Below are 18,695 nucleotides of genomic sequence, written 5' to 3'. Positions count from 1 at the left end.
AAGTTCAAAGACAACTGTCCATAGAATTGTATACAGTTTATCGGTCAACCTTCAGGCCTGTTTCCTTTGCCGATTTGCCATGAAAAAGCCCTCTCGAAGCGCAGAGAATGTTGCCTTTTAGTGCATTAAGCACCATTCCAGAGCCTGCGAAAAACACCCGACCACACATCCGTGCCTGGCCGTTTCGCCATCCCCTCTCGGAGCAAGACACCTTGAGCACAGCGAAAAAAAAGGGCCGTCCCAGGCATTGGTTCGACCCTCTATGCAGATAATGTGCCCAATCAGTTGGCTGGTACGCGGATCTTGTACACATTGGGAGCGACACGGATCCACTGGTCACTGATCAGCGGGTAGACCCGGGTCCGTGACGACAAACGCAACAATTGCGAGTTGATGTCGCCCAGGGTCTTCACATTGCCATCGCGCATATAGCTCTGCATGTTGCTGCGCAGGTTGAGGATGGTGTTCCAGGTGTCCTTGTTGTTGACGATGTACTGGGCATTGGTTTCGAAGTTCTCCCCCGGGTCGTCATTGCGGCCATTCGGACCGAGGAACAGGTTCCACGGCATCCAGGTGTAAAAGCCATGGAAGGTGTCCCAACCCAGGGGCCGTGGCGGAACGCCCGCATTGGCACGGACCACACCGCGGCCGATCTCTTCGAGCAACGTCTTGGCCTGGTCGTAATCCGCGGCCACTGGCGGCGTGACGTTGACCCCGTTATCACGTCCGTAGCTGGTGAAACGTCCGCCAAAGCCATCCCAGAAGCCCTTCAGCTCCTTCAGATGCCCACGCTGCACCACGGACATGTAGAAGTCCCGCAACTGGTTATAGGCGATGATGTGATGCCGGCTCACCGGCACCGTGTAGGCCGGCCCGACGCCCGAGGTCTTGAGATCGGCGCTGTAGTTGTCGGACGGCGGATAGGGTGAGCCGGCCCGGGCGTCCATGCTCAGGTTGTAGTCACCGGCAGGGTTGGGGACTGCAAAGCTGTTGCTCGAGCACAGGCCAAGCAGCCCCAGCAGGCCAGCAAACAGCCCCAGACGCAGGCGTTGTAGCGGGGAGGCAAGGCTCCGGGATCCGCTTGAACGGGTTATCTTCTGCATGATTCTCTCCATAGAAAAGTGCCATTTCGGCGCTCGATTCTAGGGAGCGAAGGTCTCCGGCTTTAATCGGGAACCGCTTCCGTACCCGACCATTGCCGGCACAGAGAGCACAGCGGCTCAGGCTTCCAGCAACTGCTCCAGCACTCGCGGCAGATCCGGATGGGACGGCAGGCGCAGGCCGAACTCGCCCTGCAGCAGGCTCATCAGCTCCTCGGCACTGGTGATTTCCCGGCGCTCGCTGGGCAACCCCAGCCGATGCAGGGCATAGCTTCCATTGTGCAAGGTACGACGCACACCCGGGCCGATCAGCGCGACCTTCAACTGCCCCACGAAAGGCGAGTCGTGATGGGTCGAGACGTACCAGTTGCCCATTTCGTAATCCACATCTCCCTGCACCTGCAGGTCGAAGACATACATCGCCCGCCATTCACCCGCGACCTTGGCGCGCAAGGTGTAACTGCCCTCACGCGCCGTGATGCGGTAGGGCTCATGGGGCGTGGCCTGTTCGTCCTCGGTATCCAGGAGCAGCGGCGCAGTGGGCACCATGCCACCGAAGCCGACATCGACGACATAGCGCTGCCCATCCAAGTCCAGTACCGACAGGCGATGACTGCGAGAGGTAAGCGCATCTTCCGGCCCGCCCATCACCACCCGCCCGGTGATGCCCCGCGCCTCATAACCCAGGTGCTGCAACAGCGCCAGGAAGCTCTGATTGAGCTCGTAGCAGTAGCCGCCGCGCCCTTCCTGGAGAATCTTGCGTTCCACCGACGCCAGATCGATGGGCACTGGCAGGCGCAACAGGCTCGAGAGGTTCTCGAAGGCAAATTGACAGACGTGGCGCAGTTGCAGCTCCCGCAAGGTGTCCAGAGTCGGCGGCGGCGCACTGTGGTAACCGAGTCGGTGCAGATAGAGATCGAAGTTCATCAGGTGCGGCTGGCTCATGCACAAATCCTTGAAATGAGGGTCGCGCAGGGCCCAGGCGTTATTCCTCGGGCCCTGACAGGTCGGCAATATGTATAAGCCAAAAGCGCGGAGTTTCAACAATCAATGCGGCTGATATTTTTTATTGCATTGGCTCTGGATTGGATCTTGCCAAGCATCGGCGGGGCTCCTGTAATAGCCGCTGCTTTCTTCCCCTCGCTTTACCTGGAGAGCCGTACGCCATGCAGCCATTGGAAGGCCAGAGAATCATCTTGCAACCTTTGCAACCCGGCGACGCCAGCGCCCTGGTGGAAGCCGCAAGGGACGGCGAGCTGTGGAACCTGCCCTTCACCCAGGTGCCCTCCCCCGACACCATCGATCACTACCTGGCGGCAGCGCTCAACAATCGCGACGCCGGTACTGCACTGCCCTTTGTCACTCGACTCAAGTCCACCGGCGAGGTGATTGGCTATACGTGTTTCGGCAAGATCGAGCGCCATAACCACACGCTGGAAATCGGCAACACCTGGATCGCCAGAAGCTGGCAGCGCAGCTTCGTCAACACCGAGGCCAAGTACCTGATGCTGAGCCATGCCTTCGAAGACATGGCTTGCATACGGGTACAATTCACCACCGACGAAATCAATCACCCCTCTCGAACGGCGATCCTGCGCCTGGGGGCGCAACAGGAAGGCATTGTGCGCCATGAGCGCATCATGCCCGACGGCCGCAAGCGCAATGCCGTGCGCTTCAGCATCATCGACGATGAGTGGCCCCGGGTACGCCAACACCTGCTGCAACTGCTCGGCCAACCCTGGCCGCGCTGAATGCCAATAACTGCCTACAAGGATGCAGTCATGCCCACCTCTCTTTCCCTGCGCCTCGCTGAAAGCCAAGACGCTCTGTGCATCAGCGGTCTCGCCACCCAGGTTTTCCTCGATACCTATGCCGTCGACGGCATGCGTGCAGACCTGGCCGAGGAAGCCTTGAGCGTGTATGCGCCCAAGCAGTTCCAGCAGCGGCTGGCGGATCCCTACAGGACCCTGCTGCTGGCGGAGCGCAATGGCCATTTGCTGGGCTTCGTGGAAGTCGCGCAGAACACCCGCGCGCCCCAGGCGCAGTTGGCTCAAGGCCTGGAACTGGTGCGCCTGTATGTGCAGCGTCATGCCCACAGGCAGGGCGTCGGCCAGGCCCTGCTGCACCAGGCCGAGAACCTGGCCCGGGCGCAGCAGGCCTGCTGCCTGTGGCTGACCGCCTGGGCGGAAAATCATCCGGCACTGGCCTTCTACCTGGCCCAGGGCTATGACGTCGTCGGTACCACGGCGTATGAATTCGGGGGCAACGCCTACGCCAACCAGATCTTCTGCAAAACCTGGTAACGGCTCAACGGTCGGAGCGCTGCAAATGCTCTCCGGCCTTTTCCACCGCCAGGGCCGCCACCCGGTTGCGGCCCGAGGCCTTGGCCTGGTACAGCGCCGCATCCGCGCGCTCGATGAACATTTCACTGCTGTCGCGTCCCGTGGGCACGAAAGTGTAGCAACCCAGGCTGATGGTCACGCGCCCTTCCGGGGAACCGGAATGAGCGATGTTGCGTGCCATGACGCTCTGGCGAATCTGCTCGGCCATGGCCAGGGCACCGTGAATGTCGGTGTCGGGCAGCAGCACCGCAAACTCTTCGCCGCCGTAGCGCACCGCCAGGTCGGCCTTGCGCTGGCAACAGGCTTTCAGGGCCTGGGCCACTTCAGCCAGGCAATGGTCCCCCGCCACATGGCCGTAGGTATCGTTGTAGCGCTTGAAGTAGTCGATGTCGGCCATGATCAGGCTCAGCGGACTGCTTTTTCGTGCGCCACGGCCGAACTCGATCTCCAGGGAGCGCTCGAACAGGCGTCGATTGGCCAGGCCAGTCAGGCTGTCATGGGTGGCAATCACCTCCAGGGCCTCCTGGGCCTCGCGCAAATCGCTCTCGATCCGCTCGTTGTTGCGCACCTGATGCACAAACACCCAACCGAACAGCCCCACCCCCAGCAACACCAGGGCGACAATTGCCGAGGACTGATAGGCCGAGGCATACCAGCCCTGGAGAATCGAGCTCTGGGAGTTCGCCGCTGCCACCACCAGCGGATACGCCTGCAACTGGCGATAGCCATACAGGCGCGTCACTCCGTCGACGATCGAGGTGATCATCGCATTGCCCGCAGGGGCCTCCGGCAGGTATTTGCCGAAGATCTCGCCACGGGACAGGGAGGCGCCCACCTGGCGCTCCTCGAACGGTCGCCGGGCGAGCAAGGTACCGTCGGACAGGGCGAGGAACATCACGCCATGTTCATCGATATTGAAGCTTTTGAAGAACTGATCGAAATACGCCAGCTTGATACCGGCCATCAGCACGCCCTGGAAGTTTCCGTCCTGGTCATTGATCCGCCGAGAAATAGGGATGATCCATTCGCCATTGGCACGGCTGCGAATCGCCGGGCTGATGTGCGCCTGCAACGAAGCGTTCTGCTGGTGGAACCTGAAATAGTCGCGGTCTGCCACATCATCGCCATGGGGCGAGTCATCAAAGGAACTGACCACCCAGCGGCCCTGCCTGTCGTAGAGAAACACGCCGCTGAGTTGCGCCAGGGCCTGCACGCGCCGGGCAAAGATCTGCTGCAGACGAAGCCGCTGCTGGGGCCCATCGCCCAAGGCCTGGATCCATTCGGAGAGGCTCATCAATACCAGGTCGGCCTCCATGAAGGTGTCTTCGGCCTGCTGGGCAATGGCCCGGGTCAGGTTGGTGGAGTTGACTTGCGCCTGGGCCAAGTCATGGCGCCAGGACTGCTCCAGCTGGAGATACAGCAGCCCGCACAGGCACAGAAACACCGTGGCGATGAACGCCACTGCCGCCTTGAGCAGGGGCAGGCGCTTCAGGGTGCCGCCAGGGGCATGATGAGGATCGTATATGGGGACAGGCAAAAGGGTCGTCCTGACGGGAGAGGCCTGAACAGTGGCACAGATCCCTTGTTGTTTTCGAGACTGGCTCATCCGCCAGCGCCGTACAAAATATCGCATCCATGATGAGTCGAACACCGACCCCAGGCCCGGTCGCAACCACACACCGCTTGCCCGCAATGGATTATCGGCCGCGCAAGGCAATGCCTAAAGCCCGGAACGTCGACCGGAGCAATATTCGACAATGACCTGAGCCAGCGCCGCCGTCATAGTCTGATCCGCCTCGGGCGCGGTGAACAGCCGGAACTGAGCCTCGGGCAGCTCCGGCAGACCAGACTCCACTCCCAGGACACAGAGCCCCGCCCCCAGTTGGCTGACCGCCATGGGCGCCACTGCAAAACCCGAGAGCACCGCCGCGCGCAACGCCGAGTTGCTGCTGCAGAGCATCGCCGTGCGCTGCGCGATACCGGCCCTGGCCAACCGCCCCAGGGCCACGGCGCGGTAGGGACAGGGTTCGGGAAACAGCGCCAAGGGCAACGGTGTGGGCAGGGTTGCGACTGCAGCCGGCAACCCGGCCCAGACCAGCGGTTCGGACCACAGCAGTTGGCCAGGCGCCGCCGTTTCGCATAACGACCCCACCACCACTTGCAGGCTGCCCTGGGCCAGCAAGTCCAGGAGCGTGCCGGGAATGCTGACCTGAATATCGAGCTGGAGGCCCGGGTATTGCCCGGAAAACGCCTGCAGCGCACGCAACAGGCGAGGTTCGGCAAAGTCCTCGGACAGGCCGATCCCCATTCGCCCGTGAAATGGCACTCGAGTCAATTCAGTCCAGGCATCGTGATTCAGCGCCAGGATTGCCCGGGCATAGGCCATCAGCCGCTCCCCGTCCGGGGTCAATTGCTGCGAGCGGGTGGTGCGTTGAAGCAGCGGCTTGCCCACCTGCTGCTCCAAGCGACGCAGATGCCCGCTGACCGCCGACTGGGTCAGGTGCAGCTTGTGCGCGGCACGACTGAATCCCTGCTCATCGACGACGGTGACAAAAGTCCGGAGCAGCAGAGCATCAAACATATTTTATTTCACGATCAATAAGTGGCCGAATGACAATTTATATTTAAAAACAAGCTATGTTGCAATAACGGTCATTGCTGTCCACCCAGAGACTCGTCCATGACCCAGCTCCTGCACATCCAATGCTCTCCCCGCTTGCGCCGTTCCGCCTCGATGGAGATCGCCCGCCAGTTCATTCAACGCTACCAACAGCAGGTACCGAGCACCGAAGTTCGCACCCTGGACCTGTGGAGCCTGGACCTTGCGGAGCTCGACCAGACCGCCATGGACGCCAAATACGCCCTGCTCGGTGGCCAACCGCTGAGTCCCGCCGAACAACAGGCCTGGGCCGGGCTCCAGGAACTGGCCGCGCCCCTGCATGAAGCCGATTTGCTGGTGTTCTCGGTGCCACTGTGGAACTTCAGCATTCCCTACAAGCTCAAGCATTTCATCGACCTGGTGTCCCACCAGGGCATCCTCTTCAGCTTCGACCCCGAGCGAGGCCTGCAGGGCCTGCTGAACAACAAGACAGCCGTGGTCAGCTATGCCCGGGGCCTGGATTTTTCGGCCCGCTCGGACACCCCCGCGCAGGCATTCGACTTCCAGAAGCCCTATATCGAGGCATGGCTGAATTTCATCGGCGTCAATGACCAACATTCGCTGATCGTTGAAAAAACCATCCTGGGAGCCGAGATGGACCTGGCATCCCGACAGGCAGCCACGTGCCAGGCGCACGCCCTGGCGGATCAGATGGCAGCGCGCGCACTCTGAGCCGAGAAATGGGGACGCAGTGAGTCAGCCGGCTCACCGCGCCCTTTCGCCCCCCCCGTGGCAGCGTTCGACCGATGCGCCAATTCGCGGCTTCAGGTGTGGCCCCCCTGCCCGAGGCACCGCCCATGGGCCATCACTGCAGCGCCTTGCAGCCGACTGCTGGCATCGATGCGTCGACTATTGCTGCTCATCCAAAAAGTCATTGCGGCCATTCACTTCATGGATTCCTGGTCTATAAACAACTCATAAGAATACTTCGCCTCAAACCACCCTCTCGCGCCTGTGTATCTCCAGAGCGCGGATTGAACGGTGTTGAGAACTGAATGAGCAAGGAGCTGCCGTTGACTGGGAGGATTGTGCTTGACCGCTTCACCTTCAGGCCCTGGCGCCACCAAGAACTGCTGCTGGCGCTGATCGAACGCGAAATCATCGGCCGCTATCGCGGCTCGATCGCCGGGCTGCTCTGGTCCTTCCTCAACCCTCTGTTCATGCTGCTGGTGTACACCTTTGTCTTCAGCGTGTTGTTCAAGGTGCGCTGGGGCAGCGAGGACGACTCAAAAAGCCAATTCGCACTGCTGGTGTTCGCCGGGATGATGGTTTTCAACCTGTTTTCCGAGTGCCTTACCCGTGCTCCGAAACTGATCCCGAGCAACGTCAACTACGTGAAGAAAGTGATGTTTCCCCTGGACATCCTGCCCTGTGTGACCCTTGGGGCGGCGCTGTTCCACACCCTGGTGAGCTTCGTCGTCTGGCTGGCATTCCATCTTTTGGCCTTCGGCCTGCCTCCCCTTACCGCCCTGCTGTTTCCACTGGTGCTGCTGCCACTGGCACTCTTCACTCTCGGACTGTCCTGGATACTCGCCTCCCTCGGCGTCTACATTCGGGATATCGACCAGGTCATCGGGGTGCTGATGTCGGCCTTGATGCTGCTGTCGGCGGTGTTCTATCCGGTCAGCGCATTGCCGGCGTCCTATCAGCACTGGCTCTACCTGAATCCGCTGACCCTGGTGATCGAGTCCTCCCGAGACGTAATGATCTGGGGGGTAGTGCCCGATATCCGCCTGTGGTTCGGTGAGTTGATAGTCGCAAGCGCCGTAGCGGTGCTCGGACGGATATGGTTCGAAAAGACCCGCGAGGGGTTTGCCGATGTGCTCTGAGCTGGCGATCAAGACCCAGCAACTGGGCAAGTGCTATCACATCTACCAACAGCCCCGGGACCGCCTGCTGCAATTGCTGCTGCCTCGCGGCAAACGCCGCTATCGCGAATTCTGGGCCTTGCAAGGTGTTTCCCTGGAAGTTCATCGGGGCGAGACCCTGGGCATCATCGGACGCAACGGCAGTGGCAAGTCGACCTTGCTGCAACTTATCTGCGGCACCCTCACCGCCTCGTCCGGCAACGTCGTCAGCCATGGCCGTATCGCCGCCTTGCTGGAGCTGGGCTCGGGCTTCAATCCGGAGTTCACCGGGCGTGAAAACGTCTACCTGAACGGCGCACTGCTGGGGCTCAAGCGCGCAGAAATCGAGGCACGCTTCGATGAAATTGCCGCGTTCGCCAGCATCGGCGAGTTCATCGAGCAGCCGACCAAGACCTACTCCAGCGGTATGCTGGTACGCCTGGCCTTTGCCGTATCGGTCTGCGTCGAGCCGGATATCCTGATCGTCGACGAGGCTCTGGCCGTCGGTGATGCATCGTTTCAATTCAAATGCCTGGAGCGCCTGGACCGCCTGACTCGACAAGGCATGACCCTGCTGTTCGTGTCCCATGACATGAGCATGGTCAAGCGCTTCTGCAACCGGGCCCTGTATCTGCGTGATGGCCAAATCCGTGCCTGCGGCGCCCCGGAGGAGATGGCCGAGCTCTACCTGCTGGACATGCGTGATGAACAGCGACGCTGGGCCAGCAACGGCGCCATCCAGGTGACCCCCAAGACCGCCCTCAATCCGGAACACGGCATGGCCTTCGGCACCGCGGAGGGGCGTATCACCGCGGCCTCCTTCCATAGCACCGGGACGCAATACTCGAGCTTCGCCCATGGCGACACGATCGAGATCGCCATCGACACCCTGATCAGTGACGCCATCGCCCGGCCCAACCTCAGCCTGACCCTCCAGGAAGCCAGGCTGCTGGTGGTCAGCGGGGTCAATGTCGCGTTGCCCAGCGGCCCGTCCCACGGAGGCTGGCGCAGCGCCTCTGTACGTTTGCGCTTCGCTGCCAACCTGGCTGCCGGGCGCTACCACATCACCCTCAAGTTGATGAATGGCGAGACGGAAGAGACCTCTCAGCTGATTGAAAAGCAGGTGGCGGTCCTGGCCTTCGACACTTTGCCAGGCAATACGCATTTCCTCGGAATCGTCGATTTGCATATCGAAAGCGTCACCAGTGAATTGCAAAAATCCCTGGCCGTCGAGGAGCGTTCATGAGCAACAAGGTGTGGCAAGTCGGCATTTTCGGCACCTTTGACGTGGCCAACTACGGAGACCTGCTGTTTCCCATCATCGCCAAGGCAGAGTTGCAGGCGCGCCTGGGTGACGTGCAAGTGCATGCCTTCTCCTACCACGACCGCACCCCACCGTCATGGCCTTATCCGGTGACCTCGGTCAGCCAGTTGCCGCAGTTGATCGAGTCCCTGGACGGGGTGTTGATCGGCGGTGGCTTCATCATCCGCTTCGACAAGCTGGTGGCCACTGGGTATTACCCGCCGACTCCGCAGATCCATCACCCTACCGGCTATTGGCTATCGCCCGCATTGATAGCCCTGCAACACAACGTGCCGCTGATCTGGAACGCTCCAGGCATGCACTGCAATGAAATTCCGACCTGGGCCGCGCCCCTGGTCAAGCTGACCCTGGAGCTCAGCCCCCATGTGCAGGTCCGCGATGCCCTGTCTCAAGCCAGTCTGTCGGCCTTGAGTGAGCAGGCTCGGGTGGAGGTACTGCCAGACAGCGCATTTGGCCTGCCCAACCTGATCGACCTGCAGCAGCCGTCCATCGAGTATCGACAGTTGTGTAGACAGGCAGGCTTGAGCGGCCCCTATCTGGTAGTGCATTCGATTGCCGGCCTGGAAAACTTTCTCCACCTGTGGAAAACCCACTCGGCACTGTTTGCCCAGTGGCAATTGCTGCTACTGCCCATCGGTCCGGTGCTGGGTGATCACGAATCGATCCTCGGTAACGACCTGCCGCGCGCGGCGAGCCTGCCTACCTGGCCCGCGCCACTGCTGCTGGCGGAGGTCCTGGCCCATGCCCAAGGCGTGATTGGCCACAGTTATCACCTGGCAATCACCGCCCTGGTCTTCGGCGTGCCGATCTTCAGCTCGGCCAACCTGGACCAGGGCAAATACACCGCCTTGCGGGACTACCCGGGCATCTACCCTCTGCATGCCGGGCAGACCATCGACCCGCAATGGCTGCTGGAGCGCCTGGGACGGCAGCCTCCCTGCTCTCGGCTGAGCGCAGCCCAGGAACAACTGCGTCACCACTGGGACCAGGTCGCCGAACTCATCCGCCAAGGTCGCCGCCACACCCATCCGGCGATGGATCAACTCTGGCAATCACTGCCTGGCCTGCTGGAGGAAACCCGTCTGGGCGGGCGTGAAGAATGCCTGGAACAGAAAACCGAGCTGGAAGAACTGCGTGCCCAATTACAGCAACTGACGCAAGTGCATCACCACCAGTTGGAACTCATCGGCCAGGTACACAGGGAGCTGCGCCGAATGCATCGCTCCAACTCCTTTCGCCTCACCGCGCCGCTGCGTTCGATCCGGCGCAGCCTGCAACGCCTTCTAGGAGGATGAACATCATGTTGGACCTGACCATGCTCAGCCGACAGCCATTGCATTCCCAGCCTTTTCGCTGGGGACAGATCAGCCACCTGTTTTCGCCGGAAAACGCCGCGGCGCTGGCCGCGACCTATCCCCATGACGCGTTCAAGACTGTCTCCGGCTATGGCGGCGAAAAGGACTACGAGTATCAGGCGCGGCAGTTGGTGGAAATGGGCACCGGGCGCATTGTCCACGAACCGGGGTTGAGCCCCGCCTGGCAGGAACTGGCCAGGGAGCTGACTGCTCCCGGTTATCGCCTGGCCCTGTCGACGCTGACCGATATCGACCTGCGTACCGTACCGATGGAAATCAACGTCTTCCATTACGGACCACGGGCCTGCCTCGGCCCCCACCCGGACCTCGGCGACAAGCTGGTGACCCACATTCTGTATTTCAACGAGTCCTGGAACATCGAGGACGGTGGCTGCCTGAACATCCTGCGCTCTGCCGACCCAACGGATGTGGTGGCAGTGATACCGCCCTTGGTGGGCCATTCCGCGGTGTTGGTGCGTGCCGACCATTCCTGGCACGCGGTATCGCAAGTGGTGGACAGTTGCAGGACTTCACGACGCAGCATGACCGTGACCTTCTACCGCCCCGGCGCTGTCAGCTCCATGTGGCCGGCCGGAGACCAGCCCCCCCTGCACAACTATGTGAGCCAACATGGATAAATCGCCCACCTCGCGGCAGGAAAGCGGTGTGGCGCAGCAGGAGCGTCGGCAGGCGATCCTGGAACGCGATGCGGCCCTGACCCATATCGAACATATGCGTCGCTCGCGGTCCTGGCGCCTGACCCGGCCCCTGCGCATGCTCCTGCAGTGGCTGCGCCACGGCAAGATCAACGGGGACAGCGAGTACCCCTATCGCCATGCCGAACCACTCCAGCCATTGCCGTCCCCACCCGTGCCCGCCTCTGACGACACGCCAGCAGAAACGGCGCAGCCGCTGACCCAGCCCCGTCATTTCGACTTGCTGTGCTTTGCCAACATCGACTGGTCCGCAAGATTCCAGCGGCCCCAGCAACTGATGAGCCAGTTCGCCGCGCACGGTTATCGAGTGTTCTACATCATTCTCTCCCCGTCACCGCTGGCCGATCGGCCCTACTGCGTGCAACAAGTGGCCCCTGGTGTCTTCGAAGTCTGCTTGCGCGGGCATTCACGGCAGGACTACTACGCCACCTGCATCACCGAAGACAACCTGCAGAGCAATGCCAGGGCGCTGCAAGCCCTGGTTGACGACTTCCAGATCAGCACCGCGGTCTCGGTGGTTCACCTGCCCTATTGGACCCGCCTGGTCCTGCACCTGCGCCAGGCACATGGCTGGCTCGTGCAGTACGACTGCATGGACGAATGGCAGGACTTCCCGAACATCGGCAAGCCGCTTCTGGCCCAGGAACAGGTCCTGGTGGAACAAGCCGATCTGGTCACCGTCACCGCTGCCGTGCTTCAGGCCAAATGGGCCCGCCAGAGTCGCCGCTGTCTGCTGGTGAGGAACGGTGTGGACTTCGACTTCTTTGCCAGCCATTGCTCGCCCAACTCATTGCTGGCAGACCTCAAAGGCCCGGTGATCGGTTTTTACGGCGGCCTGGCCGAGTGGGTCGACTTCGAGCTGCTCGCGGCCATCGCCCGGCTACGACCGCAGTGGAACCTGGTGCTGATCGGTGATGTGTTCGTGGACGACCTGGCCGGCCTCGACAACTTGCCCAATGTGCATCTGCTGGGGCGCAGAGCCTATGCGCAGATGCCGCAATATCTCTATCGCTTCGACGTCTGCATCATTCCATTCCGGCTCTACGATGTGACCCACGCGGTGGATCCAGTGAAGTTCTACGAGTACATCAGCGCCGGAAAACCCGTGGTATCGGTGCCGCTCCTGGAAATGCAGATCTATGCCCCCTATGTGTACTTTGCCGAGGGACCTACAGGTTTCGTGACGCAGATTGAAGCGGCCCTGGGAGAGACCGATCCCGAGCGCTGGAAACAGCGAATCGCGCTGGCCCGGGACAATGACTGGCGACAGCGCTTCGAGGAAACCCGCAACGCCCTGGTCGATCTGCACCCGAAGGTCTCGGTGATCATCGTCACCTACAACAACGTGCACCTGACCCAGGGCTGCATCGACAGTCTGCTGCGCAATACCCTGTATCCGAATGTCGAACTGATCGTCGTCGACAACAACTCCCGGGACGACACCCGCAACTACCTGCGCTACCTGGCCCGCACCGAGCCCAGGGTGAGCATTGTGTTCAACCAGGACAATCTCGGTTTTGCCGCTGCCAACAACCAGGGGCTGCGCCTCGCCCGGGGCCACTATCTGGTGCTGCTCAACAACGACACCGTGGTGCCCAAGGGCTGGCTGGCGCCCTTGTTGCGACACCTGGACGACCCGCAGATAGGGCTCGTGGGCCCTACTACCAATGCAGTGGGCAACGAGGCCAAGGTTGCCATCGACTACAACGACCTTGCTGATCTGGAAGCCTTCGCCGACCGCCGCACCAGCCGGTATCAGGGACGCTGCTTCGATATTCCGATGCTGGCGATGTTCTGCGTGGCCCTGCGCCGCGATGTACTGGAACAGGTGGGCTGGCTGGATGAAACCTTCGGCATCGGGATGTTCGAAGACGACGACTATAGCCGTCGCATCCAGGCTGCAGGGTTGCGCACGGTGTGCGCCGAAGACAGCTTCATCCATCACTACGGCCAGGCCTCGTTCAAGCACCTGATCGCCAGCGGGGAATACCAACGCCTATGGGAGAAGAACCAGGCCTATTTCGAAAGCAAGTGGGGCACCTGGCAACCCCATGTCCAGGTACGTAGGCAGGTAGAAGACCGCAAGCCGGGAACACGTCTCGTTGACTGAGCCGGAAAACCGGCTTGAACCAAAGGAAGAGGCCGAACGTGCTGAAAAAAATAATTCACAAGCTCAGTGGTCGAACGCTGGAAACAGTCCATGCCCTACCGGAAGACGACGCCGAGGAGCGCCAGCGCAAGGCGCTGACCGCCGAGCACTGGTCCGAGAACCAGGCCGGATCAGACGCGTTTTCCGCTGATGTCTATTGGCTTGCGGTGCCAGCCGTGCAGCGGCGTCACCAGCACAAGGCGACAGCCGGCAGCGGCCATGGCCACTGGGTAACCTACTGCCTGAATACCTTCCTGGCGGGCCGGCTGCCGGTACAGCGCATGCTGAGCATCGGCTGTGGCACCGGTAGCCTTGAGCGCGAACTCTACGGCCTCAATGCCTTCCAGCACTGCGACGCCCTGGACATCGCACCGGCAGCGCTGGAAACGGCCCGGGCACAAGCGGCGGCTCTCGGTGCCGACAGCCTGGAGTACAGCCTCACCGACGTAGAACGGGTGAGCCTGCCCAGCGCTCATTACGACGCGGTCTGGTTCAACGGCTCACTGCACCACATCCGCGAACTGGAGAGTGTCTGCGCCAATGTCCGCCAATCGTTGAAGGCTGACGGCTGGCTGTTTTTCAATGAGTACGTGGGCGCCAATCACTTTGCCTTCGACGCGCCACAATGCGCGGCCATCAGCCATGCCTTCGCGCTGATTCCTCCCCCCCTGCGCCGCTCCTTCGTCCAGGGTTCCTATGGCCAGTTGCAGCACAACGTACCGCTGCCCGATCCGCTGGAAGTCGTGAAGGTAGACCCCTCGGAGGCCGTGCGCTCCCAGGATATCCTCAAGGTGGTTGGCGAGCATTTTGATATCCAGGTCCTCAATGCCTGCGGCGGCACCCTGCTGCAGTTCCTGCTGCACGGCATCGCCGGCAACTTCAAGGCCGACGATCCGCAATCGATGCGAGTCCTGCAGATGCTCTTCGACATCGAGGATGGGCTGATCGAATCGGGGGCGCTGCACAGCGATTTCGTGATCGTCGCCGCCACGCCCAAAAAAACCGGGCCACGCCATTGAACGCTCCTGCACCGGGAGGCCGACGATGAACGAAAACGTACAGCTCTCACTGCTCAAGCGGTTGCGCGGTGCCTATCATCGCCTGCCATTACCCTCTGCGCTGAAGACCCTGCTGCGACGCCTGTACCACGGCGCCCTGATGCCCCCCTTGCGCGCCCTGCGTCGGCGGCGCCAGGCAGCCAAGGTTTTCCTGGCGCCGAACATCCCTTTGCAGGCACAGCGCCCGGGGCTACCGGACTATGTGATCTGGGGCGTCATCGACTGGGATTTTCGCCACCAGCGCCCACAGCACCTGGCCCGGGGATTGAGCCTTGAGCGCCGGCGAGTGTTCTATGTCTCGGCCACCCTGGAGGACGACCTGCGCGACGGCTTCTCGCTGCGCCCGCTTGACGGCCAGGGATGCCTGTTCGAGGTGCGCTTGTTTGCCTGTGGCGCACCGTCCATCTACCTCCAACCAGCCAGTGAGCCAGAAGTCCGACAACTGCGACGCAGTATTGGTGAACTCTTGAGCTGGGCCGATTCCACTGGGGTCATCTCACTGATCCAGCACCCCTTCTGGTCGACGGTCGCCGGGCGGCTGCCCAACAGCCGGGTGGTCTACGACTGCATGGATCATCATCAGGGATTTGGCCACAACGCCCCGGGCCTGCTGCAGCTCGAACGCGAGCTGATGCACCAGGCCGATGTGACGCTGTTCGCCTCGGCCTGGCTTGAGCAGCACTGGAACGAGCAGTGTCCCGCCAGTGCCTTGCAGCAGCGTGCGGTGCTACGCAACGCTGCCGACTTCGCGTACTTCTCCTCGCGATCGGAGCAGCGCTACCAGGAACCCCAGGGACGTCCGGTAATCGGCTACTACGGGGCACTGGCCCATTGGTTCGATGTAGAGCGGGTTGCGGCGATTGCCGAGGCCTTTGGCCACTGCACTGTCCTGCTGATTGGCGCGGACACCGCCGAGGTCGGCGCGCGCTTGCGCAGCCATGCCAACGTCAGGCTGACTGGCGAAGTCCCCTATGCACAACTGTCCAGTTACCTGCAGAGCTTCGACGTCTGCATCCTGCCCTTTCGCACCGAACCCCTGACCCTGGCCACCAACCCGGTCAAGGTCTACGAATACCTCAGTGCCGGCAAGCCAGTGGTGGCAGTGGACCTTCCCGAGCTGCATGAATTCACCCAGCAGCTGTGGATCGCCGGGGATACCCCCGCCTTCATTGCAGCCATCGCCCAGGCGCTGCAAGAGCCTGCCAGCGCAACTGCCCGCCTTCAACGCCAGCAATTTGCCGCGCAACAGACCTGGAAACACCGGGTGCAAGCCCTGGTCAGCCTCGTCGAGGGTACTCATCCCGAGCCCCTGGTGAGTGTGATCGTGGTGACCTACAACAACCTGGCGTTCACTCGCGAATGCCTCGCCAGCCTGGTCGCCGATCCCCAGGGTCAGCAGCTGGAAATCATCGTCGTGGACAACGCCTCCACCGATGGCAGCGTCGAATTTCTGCAACGCTGGGCCAGCGAGCATGGGCACCGGCTCATTCTCAACAACAGTAACCGTGGCTTCGCTGCAGCGAGCAATCAGGGCCTGGCCCAGGCCAAGGGCGAATTTTTAACCCTGCTCAACAATGACACCCAGGTAACGGCCGGCTGGACCCAAACCTTGCGCCGGCATTTGCAGCATGACCCCGGGCTTGGCTTGATCGGGCCGGTCACCAACAACATCGGCAATGAAGCCAGGATCGACATCCACTATCAGGACTCCTGGGAAATGCCGATCCGCGCCCGGCAACACACGTGGCGCCATGCCGGCCTGACCGTGCCATGCGCCACCCTGGGTTTTTTTGCCGTGATGATGCCCAGGTCGACTTTCCAGCGCGTGGGCCCTCTCGACGAAGCCTTCGGCCTGGGCTTTTTCGAGGACGACGATTACTGTCGGCGGGTCGAGGAGGCGGGACTGTCCTGCGCCTTCGCCGAGGACGTGTTCATCCACCATCACCTTTCGGCTTCCTTCAAACAGTTGCCCGGCAACCAGCGCCAGCAACTCTTCGACCGCAACAAAGCCCTCTATGAAGCCAAATGGGCTCGCCCATGGACTCCCCACATAACCCGGGAGAAACCATGAAACTGGTCTATCTTTCGCCGGTCAGCTGGCACAGCTTCGCGCAACGGCCGCACGAACTGGTCAGGCAGTTTCACGCCTTCACCCAGGCCCCGGTGCTGTGGGTCGAACCCTACCCCACACGTCTGCCGGTGCTCGCCGACCTTCTTGAACGGCGCCCTGCGCATGCCCAGCATCAACCTCAGCCGGACTGGCTGACCCTGAGCCAACCCTGGGCCCTGCCGATCGAACCCCTGCCCGGCTCGGGCTGGTTGAACCGCCTGTTCTGGCGCCCCCTGATACAACAGGTCCGAGACTTTGCCCAGGGCCCTACCCAACTGGGCATTGGCAAGCCCTCTCACCTGGCTCTGCAACTGCTGCGCGAACCGATCTTCGACAGTAGCTTCTATGACGTCATGGACAATGTGCCGGCCTTCTATCACGGCTGGTCGCGCCGGGCCATGAGCCGGCGCCAGCACGAAACCGCCAAGGCCGTGACCATGGCCCTGACCTCCTGCTCGAGCCTTCAGCACTACTGGTTGCAGCAAGAGGTCAACGCACGCCTGTTGCTCAACGGCTGCGCCAGCGAACGGCTGCCCCCGCTGCCGCTGTCCCGGCCGGCAACCCCCGGGCAGAGACGGGTGTTCGGCTACGTCGGAACCCTCGCCAAATGGTTCGACTGGGACTTTATCCGCTCCCTGGCACTGGAGTTCCCGGAAGCTGAAGTACGCTTGATCGGCCCGCAACACGGGCCGATTCCTTCCTCACTGCCGCCCAATATCCTGCGCCTGCCGGCGCTTTCGCATGAAGCCGCGCTGGAAACAATGACCGAATTCGACATCGGTCTGATTCCATTCAAGAGAAATGACATCACCCGCTTCGTCGACCCGATCAAATACTACGAATACCGAGCCCTCGGCCTGCCGGTGGTCAGCACGATTTTTGGCGAAATGAGCACCCGACGCCACGCACCGGGAGTTTTTCTCAGTGAGGCCGTCGCGGATATTCCTCGGGTCATACACCAGGCCCTGGCCTTTAACGAGCCTCTGGGTGACACCCTGAGGTTTCGCGAAGCCAACTCCTGGACCAAACGTTTTGAAGTAGCCCATGCCACAATCCTGTGACGTCGTCATCGTCAACTACAACGCCGGCCCTCTGCTCGAAGACTGCGTCGGCTCGGTGCTGGCCCAAGGTGTCAACAGACTGGTACTGGTGGACAACGCCTCCCACGACGACAGCCTGCAGCGGGTGCAGGCCCGCTACGGTACTGATGAACGCCTGGTGGTCATGCGCAATGAGCGCAATATCGGCTTCGCCGCAGGCTGCAACCTGGGCATCACACTCTGTGTCCAGCCGCATATCCTGTTTCTCAACCCCGACACCGTACTGCAGGCCGGTGCAATTCAACGGATGAGCAACGTCCTGCGTCATTCCAACGACCTTGGCATGGCGGGAGGATTGCTGTGTAACTTCGACGGCAGCGAGCAACCGGGTGGCCGCCGGGTCTTTCCCACCCCACGTCGGGCAATAATCCGCGCCTTCAATCTATCGGGCCTGGCCAAATTGTCGCCGCGACTGTTTTCCGACTTTCTCCTGCATCGCGAGCCCCTGCCTACGCGGCCGCTGAACGTGGAGGCCATTTCCGGGGCCTGCATGCTGGTCAAGCGCGAAGCACTGGACAGTGTTGGCGGCTGGGATGAGGGCTATTTCCTGCACTGCGAAGACCTGGACCTGTGCATGCGTTTTCGTCTGGGTGGCTGGAAGGTCTGCTTCGTCCCCCAGGCCAGGATTTTCCATGCCTGGGGCGCCTGTAGCCGTTCACGCCCGGTTTTTGTCGAATGGCACAAGCACCGCGGCATGATCCGCTTCTACGGCAAGTTCTTTCGTGATGACTATCCAAAAGCACTGTCCTGGTGCATCTCTGCCGGGGTCTGGTTGCGGTTTGCCGTGATGGTGGGGTATCACTCGACGAAGCGTTTGTGGCGCAACTTCGGCCGCGTTCAATGACCTATCAGGGCCCGCTCTCGGCCTTTTGTGGACAGCCCCTGCCGGAGGGGAACAAGCACAATCGCCTGCGGCTTTCCTGATAAACTCGGCG

Annotated in this window: 16 protein-coding genes; 12 read left to right on the top strand and 4 right to left on the bottom strand. The window is 61.6% G+C overall.

Features of this window, described 5'->3' with window-relative positions; all coding sequences use genetic code 11:
* Positions 1-281: 281 nt before the first annotated feature.
* Together ACZ5BO_RS11595 and ACZ5BO_RS11590 are read right to left on the bottom strand one after the other, a co-directional pair.
* Positions 282-1,103, bottom strand: coding sequence for a hypothetical protein (locus tag ACZ5BO_RS11595; protein ID WP_464699831.1), 822 nt, complete (start codon positions 1,101-1,103; stop codon positions 282-284).
* A 117-nt stretch (positions 1,104-1,220) separates the two neighbouring features.
* Complete coding sequence (locus tag ACZ5BO_RS11590) at positions 1,221-2,045, bottom strand: arylamine N-acetyltransferase family protein (RefSeq protein ID WP_025130211.1); 825 nt, start codon at positions 2,043-2,045, stop codon at positions 1,221-1,223.
* 221 nt (positions 2,046-2,266) lie between these two features.
* Between ACZ5BO_RS11590 and ACZ5BO_RS11585 the strand changes: the two genes are divergently transcribed.
* Positions 2,267-2,851, top strand: coding sequence for a GNAT family N-acetyltransferase (locus ACZ5BO_RS11585; protein ID WP_464699829.1), 585 nt, complete (start codon positions 2,267-2,269; stop codon positions 2,849-2,851).
* A 30-nt stretch (positions 2,852-2,881) separates the two neighbouring features.
* On the top strand, positions 2,882-3,403 hold the full coding sequence (locus tag ACZ5BO_RS11580) for an N-acetyltransferase family protein (protein WP_464699827.1): 522 nt from the start codon (positions 2,882-2,884) through the stop codon (positions 3,401-3,403).
* A gap of 4 nt (positions 3,404-3,407) precedes the next feature.
* Here the strand turns inward: ACZ5BO_RS11580 and ACZ5BO_RS11575 are convergent, their stop codons facing one another.
* Both ACZ5BO_RS11575 and ACZ5BO_RS11570 read right to left on the bottom strand, forming a co-directional pair.
* On the bottom strand, positions 3,408-4,979 hold the full coding sequence (locus tag ACZ5BO_RS11575; protein ID WP_464699825.1) for a sensor domain-containing diguanylate cyclase: 1,572 nt from the start codon (positions 4,977-4,979) through the stop codon (positions 3,408-3,410).
* Between the two features lie 183 nt (positions 4,980-5,162).
* A complete protein-coding gene (locus ACZ5BO_RS11570) occupies positions 5,163-6,023 on the bottom strand; it encodes a LysR family transcriptional regulator (protein WP_464699823.1) in 861 nt (286 codons plus the stop codon).
* A 99-nt stretch (positions 6,024-6,122) separates the two neighbouring features.
* Here ACZ5BO_RS11570 and ACZ5BO_RS11565 point away from each other — a divergent pair, with 99 nt between their 5' ends.
* From ACZ5BO_RS11565 to ACZ5BO_RS11520, 10 genes are all read left to right on the top strand, one after another.
* Positions 6,123-6,773, top strand: a complete 651-nt coding sequence (locus ACZ5BO_RS11565) for an FMN-dependent NADH-azoreductase (RefSeq protein WP_464699821.1) — start codon at positions 6,123-6,125, stop codon at positions 6,771-6,773.
* 341 nt (positions 6,774-7,114) lie between these two features.
* Complete coding sequence (locus ACZ5BO_RS11560) at positions 7,115-7,930, top strand: ABC transporter permease (protein WP_025130217.1); 816 nt, start codon at positions 7,115-7,117, stop codon at positions 7,928-7,930.
* Positions 7,920-9,194, top strand: coding sequence for an ABC transporter ATP-binding protein (locus tag ACZ5BO_RS11555; RefSeq protein WP_464699818.1), 1,275 nt, complete (start codon positions 7,920-7,922; stop codon positions 9,192-9,194). Before ACZ5BO_RS11560 ends, ACZ5BO_RS11555 begins: the two co-directional genes overlap by 11 nt.
* A complete protein-coding gene (locus ACZ5BO_RS11550) occupies positions 9,191-10,567 on the top strand; it encodes a polysaccharide pyruvyl transferase family protein (protein ID WP_464699816.1) in 1,377 nt (458 codons plus the stop codon). The genes ACZ5BO_RS11555 and ACZ5BO_RS11550 overlap by 4 nt, the downstream gene beginning before the upstream one ends.
* A 5-nt stretch (positions 10,568-10,572) precedes the next feature.
* The gene (locus ACZ5BO_RS11545) at positions 10,573-11,265 is read left to right on the top strand and encodes a 2OG-Fe(II) oxygenase family protein (RefSeq protein WP_464699814.1); all 693 of its coding nucleotides are present in this window, start codon (positions 10,573-10,575) and stop codon (positions 11,263-11,265) included.
* The gene (locus ACZ5BO_RS11540) at positions 11,258-13,453 is read left to right on the top strand and encodes a glycosyltransferase (RefSeq protein WP_464699812.1); all 2,196 of its coding nucleotides are present in this window, start codon (positions 11,258-11,260) and stop codon (positions 13,451-13,453) included. The genes ACZ5BO_RS11545 and ACZ5BO_RS11540 overlap by 8 nt, the downstream gene beginning before the upstream one ends.
* Positions 13,454-13,491: 38 nt before the next feature.
* On the top strand, positions 13,492-14,511 hold the full coding sequence (locus ACZ5BO_RS11535) for a class I SAM-dependent methyltransferase (protein ID WP_464699810.1): 1,020 nt from the start codon (positions 13,492-13,494) through the stop codon (positions 14,509-14,511).
* 25 nt (positions 14,512-14,536) lie between these two features.
* Complete coding sequence (locus ACZ5BO_RS11530) at positions 14,537-16,621, top strand: glycosyltransferase (RefSeq protein ID WP_464699808.1); 2,085 nt, start codon at positions 14,537-14,539, stop codon at positions 16,619-16,621.
* Complete coding sequence (locus tag ACZ5BO_RS11525) at positions 16,618-17,721, top strand: glycosyltransferase family protein (protein WP_464699806.1); 1,104 nt, start codon at positions 16,618-16,620, stop codon at positions 17,719-17,721. Before ACZ5BO_RS11530 ends, ACZ5BO_RS11525 begins: the two co-directional genes overlap by 4 nt.
* Entirely contained in the window at positions 17,705-18,604 is a 900-nt protein-coding gene (locus tag ACZ5BO_RS11520; RefSeq protein ID WP_025130225.1) for a glycosyltransferase family 2 protein, read from the top strand. The genes ACZ5BO_RS11525 and ACZ5BO_RS11520 overlap by 17 nt, the downstream gene beginning before the upstream one ends.
* The last annotated feature ends 91 nt before the right edge of the window (positions 18,605-18,695 follow it).

It is taken from the genome of Pseudomonas sp. FFPRI_1, assembly GCF_055384485.1.
This window is presented reverse-complemented; position numbering and strand designations above follow the sequence as displayed.